6 protein-coding genes are annotated in these 6,141 nt (G+C 38.3%); 5 read left to right on the forward strand and 1 reads right to left on the reverse strand.

Annotated elements, in window-relative coordinates; translation table 11 throughout:
• Positions 1-20 precede the first annotated feature (20 nt).
• Complete coding sequence (gene rpsT / locus WDC_RS08675; protein ID WP_044011468.1) at positions 21-275, reverse strand: 30S ribosomal protein S20; 255 nt, start codon at positions 273-275, stop codon at positions 21-23.
• Between the two features lie 267 nt (positions 276-542).
• Here rpsT and rpsO point away from each other — a divergent pair, with 267 nt between their 5' ends.
• The 5 genes from rpsO to tuf all read left to right on the forward strand — a co-directional run bounded on the left by rpsO (position 543) and on the right by tuf (position 6,052).
• Positions 543-812, forward strand: coding sequence for a 30S ribosomal protein S15 (rpsO, locus tag WDC_RS08680; protein ID WP_044011469.1), 270 nt, complete (start codon positions 543-545; stop codon positions 810-812).
• 176 nt (positions 813-988) lie between these two features.
• Complete coding sequence (dapA, locus tag WDC_RS08685; protein WP_044011470.1) at positions 989-1,864, forward strand: 4-hydroxy-tetrahydrodipicolinate synthase; 876 nt, start codon at positions 989-991, stop codon at positions 1,862-1,864.
• 19 nt (positions 1,865-1,883) lie between these two features.
• The gene (locus tag WDC_RS08690; RefSeq protein ID WP_044011471.1) at positions 1,884-3,605 is read left to right on the forward strand and encodes a ribonuclease J; all 1,722 of its coding nucleotides are present in this window, start codon (positions 1,884-1,886) and stop codon (positions 3,603-3,605) included.
• 108 nt (positions 3,606-3,713) lie between these two features.
• The gene (locus WDC_RS08695; RefSeq protein ID WP_044011472.1) at positions 3,714-4,649 is read left to right on the forward strand and encodes a hypothetical protein; all 936 of its coding nucleotides are present in this window, start codon (positions 3,714-3,716) and stop codon (positions 4,647-4,649) included.
• A gap of 212 nt (positions 4,650-4,861) precedes the next feature.
• The gene (gene tuf, locus WDC_RS08700; protein ID WP_044011473.1) at positions 4,862-6,052 is read left to right on the forward strand and encodes an elongation factor Tu; all 1,191 of its coding nucleotides are present in this window, start codon (positions 4,862-4,864) and stop codon (positions 6,050-6,052) included.
• Positions 6,053-6,141: the final 89 nt, after the last annotated feature.

Genomic DNA, 6,141 nt, shown 5'->3' on the forward strand with positions numbered 1-6,141 from the left:
CATTTTTAATTAGTTATTAATTATTTAGCGTAACGGGCTGACAAACGTGACTTGTCACGTGCCGCCTTGTTAGCTTTGATCAAACCTTTTGAGTGGGCGCGATCAATTGCAGAGATAGCATCTTTAAATAATGCATCCAAATTGTCGGCACCGGCTGTTTTAGCTGTTTCAAACTTTTTAATAGTTGTCCGCATTGTGCTAAGTTGCGCAGCATTTTGAACTTGTGCTTTTTCGTTAACTTTAACACGTTTGATAGCTGATTTAATAATTGGCATGGTTTCACCTCCACATAAAATGATCATATCTGACCTGAAATTTTCAACATCTGCCATTATACAAAAATAGTCCGTTAAATGCAACTCAATCAAAAGCAAAATAGTAAGATTATTCGGTTAGTTCTTGCAATTTTGTGGTGTTACGTGTATCTTGTATGGAGGCTAATATTAGTTTATTGGTTGTAAACCTCTTCTCAGTTTAACGATCCTCACCGACGCTTTACTTAGAACTAGGTTATCTAAAATTATTGGAAGGTGGGAATACTAATGGCTATTTCACAAGAACGTAAAAATGAAATTATCAAAGAATACGCGCGTCATGATGGTGACACAGGTTCGACTGAAGTTCAAGTTGCTGTTTTAACAGCTGACATTAATGAATTAAACGAACATTTGCGTGTTCATAAAAAAGATTTTCATTCACAACGTGGTCTAATGAAAAAGATTGGTCATCGTCGTAACTTACTTGCTTACTTACGTAAAAATAATTTGCAAAGTTACCGTGAACTAATTGAAAAGTTAGGTTTGCGTCGTTAATCTTCATGAGTTGTGGCAAATTAATATTTGCCACGCTTTTTTTTTACATATAATTAGTGTTGATTTGATTTTATCGAAATTTAAGGGTTCTAATTCGCAAGCCCATAGATTTGTGGTAATATAGGTGCAGCGTGTAGTCGGAATAATGTTAATTGAATAAAGGGGAAATAGATACTATGACATTTGATAGTGCAGATTTAATGACCGCGATTGTGACACCATTTGATGATCAAGCGAAAAAAATTGATTTTAAGCGGTTAGAAGATTTAATCGATCATTTAATTGAAACTGGTTCAAAGGGTTTTGTCGTTGGTGGTACAACAGGTGAAACACCGACATTGAGCCATGATGAAAAAATTGAGTTATTTACTCGAAGCGCCCAAATTATTAATGGTCGGGTTCCGTTGATTGTTGGTACTGGCTCTAATAATACCCAAGCGACGGCTGAGTTTACCAAAGAAGTTGGCGCGATTGCTGGCATCGATGCAGCACTCGTCGTTGTTCCTTATTATAATAAGCCCAGTCAAAAAGGGATGATTGCCCATTTTGAAACTGTCGCAAAGCAAAGTTCATTGCCAATTATCATTTATAACATTCCAGGTCGAACTGGGGTAACAATGGCTGTTGAAACGGTAGTGACATTAAGCCATGTTGCTAACATCATTGGAGTTAAGCAGTGCACAGATATTGATGATCTTGGCCAAATTGTTAGACTAACAGCTGCTGATTTCTTAGTTTATTCAGGCGAAGATAATTTAGCCTTAGCAACTAAAGAAATTGGTGGGGCGGGTGTGATTTCCGTAGCTAGCCACGTGTATGGTAATGAAATGAGTACAATGTACGCGGATGTAGATAAGGGTGACTGGCAAGCTGCAGCTGCTATTCAGCGTGAACTGACCCCTAAAATGAAGGCATTATTTATGTATCCTTCACCGGCACCAGTTAAAGCTGCACTGAATCATCAAGGATACCAAGTTGGCGGCATGCGATTACCGATCATAGCTTTAGATAAAGCAGAAGAAGCAAAGTTATTTAAAATTTTAGAAATATAGAAAGATTCAAGGTGACATAATGAGTAGTAATATTAATATTATTCCATTCGGTGGTGTACGTGAAAACGGTAAGAATATGTATGCTGTTGAAGTGGATGAACAGATTTTTATTTTAGATTGTGGGTTAAAATACCCGGAAAACGAACTCTTAGGAATTGATGTTGTGATTCCAGACTGGAACTATTTACGTGAACACGCTGACCGGGTTGCTGGTGTATTTTTGACTCATGGTCATGCTGATGCGATCGGTGCTTTACCATATTTTTTGGATGAATTTAAGGTTCCCGTATTTGGTTCAGAAATGACGATTGCCTTAGCTAAATTAAATGTTGAGGCTAATGATAAGGTACGCAAATTTAACGATTTTCATGTTGTAGATGCCCAAACTGAAATCGATTTTGGTAATGTAACCGTATCGTTTTTCAAAACAACACACTCTATTCCTGAGACACTAGGAGTTGTTTTAAAAACTGATCAGGGCAACATCGTTTATACTGGTGATTTTAAATTTGATCAAACTGCAACCACAGGTTATGAAACTGACTTAGCTCGATTGGCAGAAATTGGCAGTCAAGGTGTGTTAGCTCTGCTGAGTGATTCAGCAGGAGCAGAAAATGCGGGTCAAAGTGAACGAGAAAAAGATATCGGAGAATATATTTTAGAAACGTTCAAATATACGAGTGGTCGGATTGTGGTTGCTAGTGTGGCATCAAATATCTTGCGTATTCAGCAGATTTTTGATGCAGCTGCCCAAGTTGATAGAAAAGTTGTTTTATCAGGGCATGATTTAGAAAAAATTGTACGGACTGCTTTGTCGTTAGGCAAATTGCATCTACCTGATGAAGATTTATTGATTGATTTTAAGGCCACCAAGGAATTACAACCTGAACAAGTTGTAATTTTGGAAACTGGCAAAATGGGTGAACCAATTAAGTCATTGCAACGAATGGCAAATGGTGACGACAAGGATGTTAAGTTAAATGATTCAGACTTAGCATTTATTACCACCACGCCATCTCACGCAATGGAAACCGAAGTTCAAAAAACTCGTGATATGATTTATCGATCTGGCGCCCAGGTTAAGGCAATTTCAGATGACTTGCAATCTTCTGGTCATGCCAGTCAAAATGACTTGCAGTTAATGTTGAATTTCATGAAACCACAATATTTCATACCAGTTCAAGGCGAATATAGATTATTAAATACACATGCCAAATTAGCTGAAGAGGTTGGCATTGCTGCGGATCACATTTTCATTACTTCCAAAGGTGATGTTGTCAATTACGATGGCGAGTTAATGCATTTGGGCCAAAAAGTTGAAGTCGGAGACACCATGATTGATGGTACCGGGATTGGTGACATTGGTAACATTGTGTTACGAGATCGGCGGGTATTGGCGGAAGATGGAATTTTTGTTGTTGTGGTTACAATTGATCGCCGCAAGAAAAAGATCGTCGCGCAACCAAAAATTACTTCACGAGGGTTTGTATTTGTTAAAACTAATCGTGAATTAATGAATCAAAGCGCTAAATTAGTTGCTGATACTGTGCAAGATAATTTAGACAACAAAGAGTTTGACTGGGGTCATTTGAAACAGGATGTTCGTGATAAATTAAATCGGTTCTTATTTGAACAGACAAAACGACATCCAGTGATTTTGCCAGTGATCATGGAAGTAAACCAGCATGCTCGCAAAATGAATAAGAAAAAGAAACAAGAGCAAGGTCAGGAAAGTAAATAATGGATTGAACTGATTTTTGTAATTAGATAGGAGTGTAGCGCAATCACATGGGTCTCCATGTTTGAGCTATACTCCTATTTAGGATTTTATGACTGGAGGTGGATTAAAATGGCAAATGAATTAACAACTGAACAAGTAAAACGATTGGCTAAAGCTAAGGAGCTATTAGAAAAAAAGAACTGGAGTCAAGCCAGTGTAATATTGGAGAATCTATATCAAACCAGTGCTGATATTGAAATTAATCATTTACTGGTTGAGGCTTTATACATGGATCAACAATATAAATTGGCCCAACAGTACGCTGATGAGTACCAAGCGAGTTTTTTAGCAACCTTAGAATTGTATAAATTGATGGTGGCATTGATGTTGCAAAACCACCAATTTATTTTCGCAAGGCAATTTGCCTTGGTTAGTGAGAATTCACAGTGGGTGGCGATTGCAATAGATGAGATTGAGCAACATGAACAAAGTGATTTAACTAACCTTGCGATAACGGTAAAATTGATTACACAACAGTTTTATCATCTAGGTGACGAAAATTTTAATGAGCAAAAGCGACGGTTTGAACTAGGTTACCAACTGCCAATGGCACAGTATGTAATGGGAGCTAAGTTTTTGTTGCGTGATCCATTCACTAATCCAGTAATCCGTGCAAGCATCTTACAAGTGCTACAGCAGCTACATTTTGATGAAACTGTCAAAGTGTACTGGCTGGATGAACAAGAGCATGAGGTTAACTGTCAAAAATTGATTCCGATCGATAAAAATGACCGAGTGATTGGCGTGTTAGATGCATTTGAGCAAAAGTTGGGGCAAGAAGATCCAATTGCCTTACAAATGTTGTCACAGGAATTTCAATTACAGATGGTTTTTTGTTATCCGTTTATTAATTCAGTTGTGACAGATAGTGACAAATGGGCTGCATTAGCTATCGCCCGGTTTAAAAATCAAACAAACGATATACCGACGACCTCAAAGATTAGCAACTGGCAGACCAAATTAGCACAGTTAAGTGAACAATTATTACAAAACAGTGAGAAATAAGTGACTAAAATTTTATTTTTTCGAATTGATGAGTAATAAATGTTTACAAATCAAGGATCACTATATATAATGGTTTAGGATTCTTCTTGAGGTAGCTCACTACTGGGCTTTAAATTATCAAGAGGAAGTAGTATAATCTATTTTAAAGGTGTGTCAGCCTGCTGCCTAGTGGCTGACATTATTCTTGTAAAAATAACAGGAGGGTTTCATTAATGGCAGAAAAAGAACATTATGAACGTACAAAACCCCATGTAAACATTGGTACAATTGGCCACGTTGACCATGGGAAGACAACCTTAACAGCTGCAATTACTAAGGTATTAGCAGCTAAAGGTTTGGCAAAAGCTGAAGATTATGCAGATATCGATGCTGCGCCAGAAGAAAAGGAACGTGGTATTACTATCAACACAGCCCACGTTGAATACGAAACTGAAAAGCGTCACTATGCACATATTGATGCTCCAGGACATGCTGATTATGTCAAGAACATGATCACTGGTGCCGCTCAAATGGACGGTGCTATCCTAGTTGTTGCTGCAACTGATGGTCCTATGCCACAAACTCGTGAACATATCCTACTTGCTCGCCAAGTTGGTGTTGATTACATTGTGGTCTTCTTAAACAAGACTGACTTAGTTGACGATGATGAATTGGTTGACTTAGTTGAAATGGAAGTTCGTGAACTGTTATCAGAATACGATTTTCCTGGCGATGACATTCCTGTTATCCGCGGTTCAGCCCTTAAAGCACTGGAAGGCGATCCAGAACAAGAAAAAGTTATCCTTCACTTGATGGATGTTGTTGATGAATACATCCCAACTCCAAAACGTGATACTGACAAGCCATTCTTGATGCCTGTTGAAGATGTATTTACGATCACTGGTCGTGGTACTGTTGCTTCAGGACGTATCGATCGTGGACAAGTTAAAATTGGTGACGAAATTGAAATCGTTGGTTTGAATGACGAACCTACAAAGACAACTGTTACTGGTCTTGAAATGTTCCGTAAGACATTGGATCTTGGTGAAGCTGGAGATAACGTTGGTGCCTTGCTTCGTGGTATTAACCGCGATCAAATCGAACGTGGCCAAGTTTTGGCTCAACCAGGTTCAATCAAGACACATAAGAAGTTTAAGGGTGAAGTTTATATCCTTACAAAAGAAGAAGGTGGACGTCATACTCCATTCTTCTCAAACTATCGTCCACAATTCTACTTCCATACTACAGACGTTACTGGTGTAATTGATTTGCCAGAAGGCGTTGAAATGGTTATGCCTGGTGACAACGTCACATTTACAGTTGAATTAATCAACCCTGTTGCGATTGAAAAGGGTCTTAAGTTTACTGTTCGTGAAGGTGGTCACACGGTTGGTGCCGGTGTGGTATCAGAAATCGATGACTAGTATTTACCTTTTAGGGCTCTTCGTCAAGAAGTACTGATGACTTAATTTAAGGACGTAGTCCTTACTAGGCAACTAGTTCTCTTTCAGGG

The organism is Paucilactobacillus wasatchensis (assembly GCF_000876205.1).
Classification (GTDB): domain Bacteria; phylum Bacillota; class Bacilli; order Lactobacillales; family Lactobacillaceae; genus Paucilactobacillus; species Paucilactobacillus wasatchensis.

Bases quoted from the DNA above. Each gene is read 5' to 3' on its own strand.
- rpsT (WP_044011468.1), bottom strand. From the start codon at position 275: ATGCCAATTATTAAATCAGCTATCAAACGTGTTAAAGTTAACGAAAAA.
- tuf (WP_044011473.1), top strand. From the start codon at position 4,862: ATGGCAGAAAAAGAACATTATGAACGTACAAAACCCCATGTAAACATT.
- WDC_RS08690 (WP_044011471.1), top strand. From the start codon at position 1,884: ATGAGTAGTAATATTAATATTATTCCATTCGGTGGTGTACGTGAAAAC.
- rpsO (WP_044011469.1), top strand. From the start codon at position 543: ATGGCTATTTCACAAGAACGTAAAAATGAAATTATCAAAGAATACGCG.
- dapA (WP_044011470.1), top strand. From the start codon at position 989: ATGACATTTGATAGTGCAGATTTAATGACCGCGATTGTGACACCATTT.
- WDC_RS08695 (WP_044011472.1), top strand. From the start codon at position 3,714: ATGGCAAATGAATTAACAACTGAACAAGTAAAACGATTGGCTAAAGCT.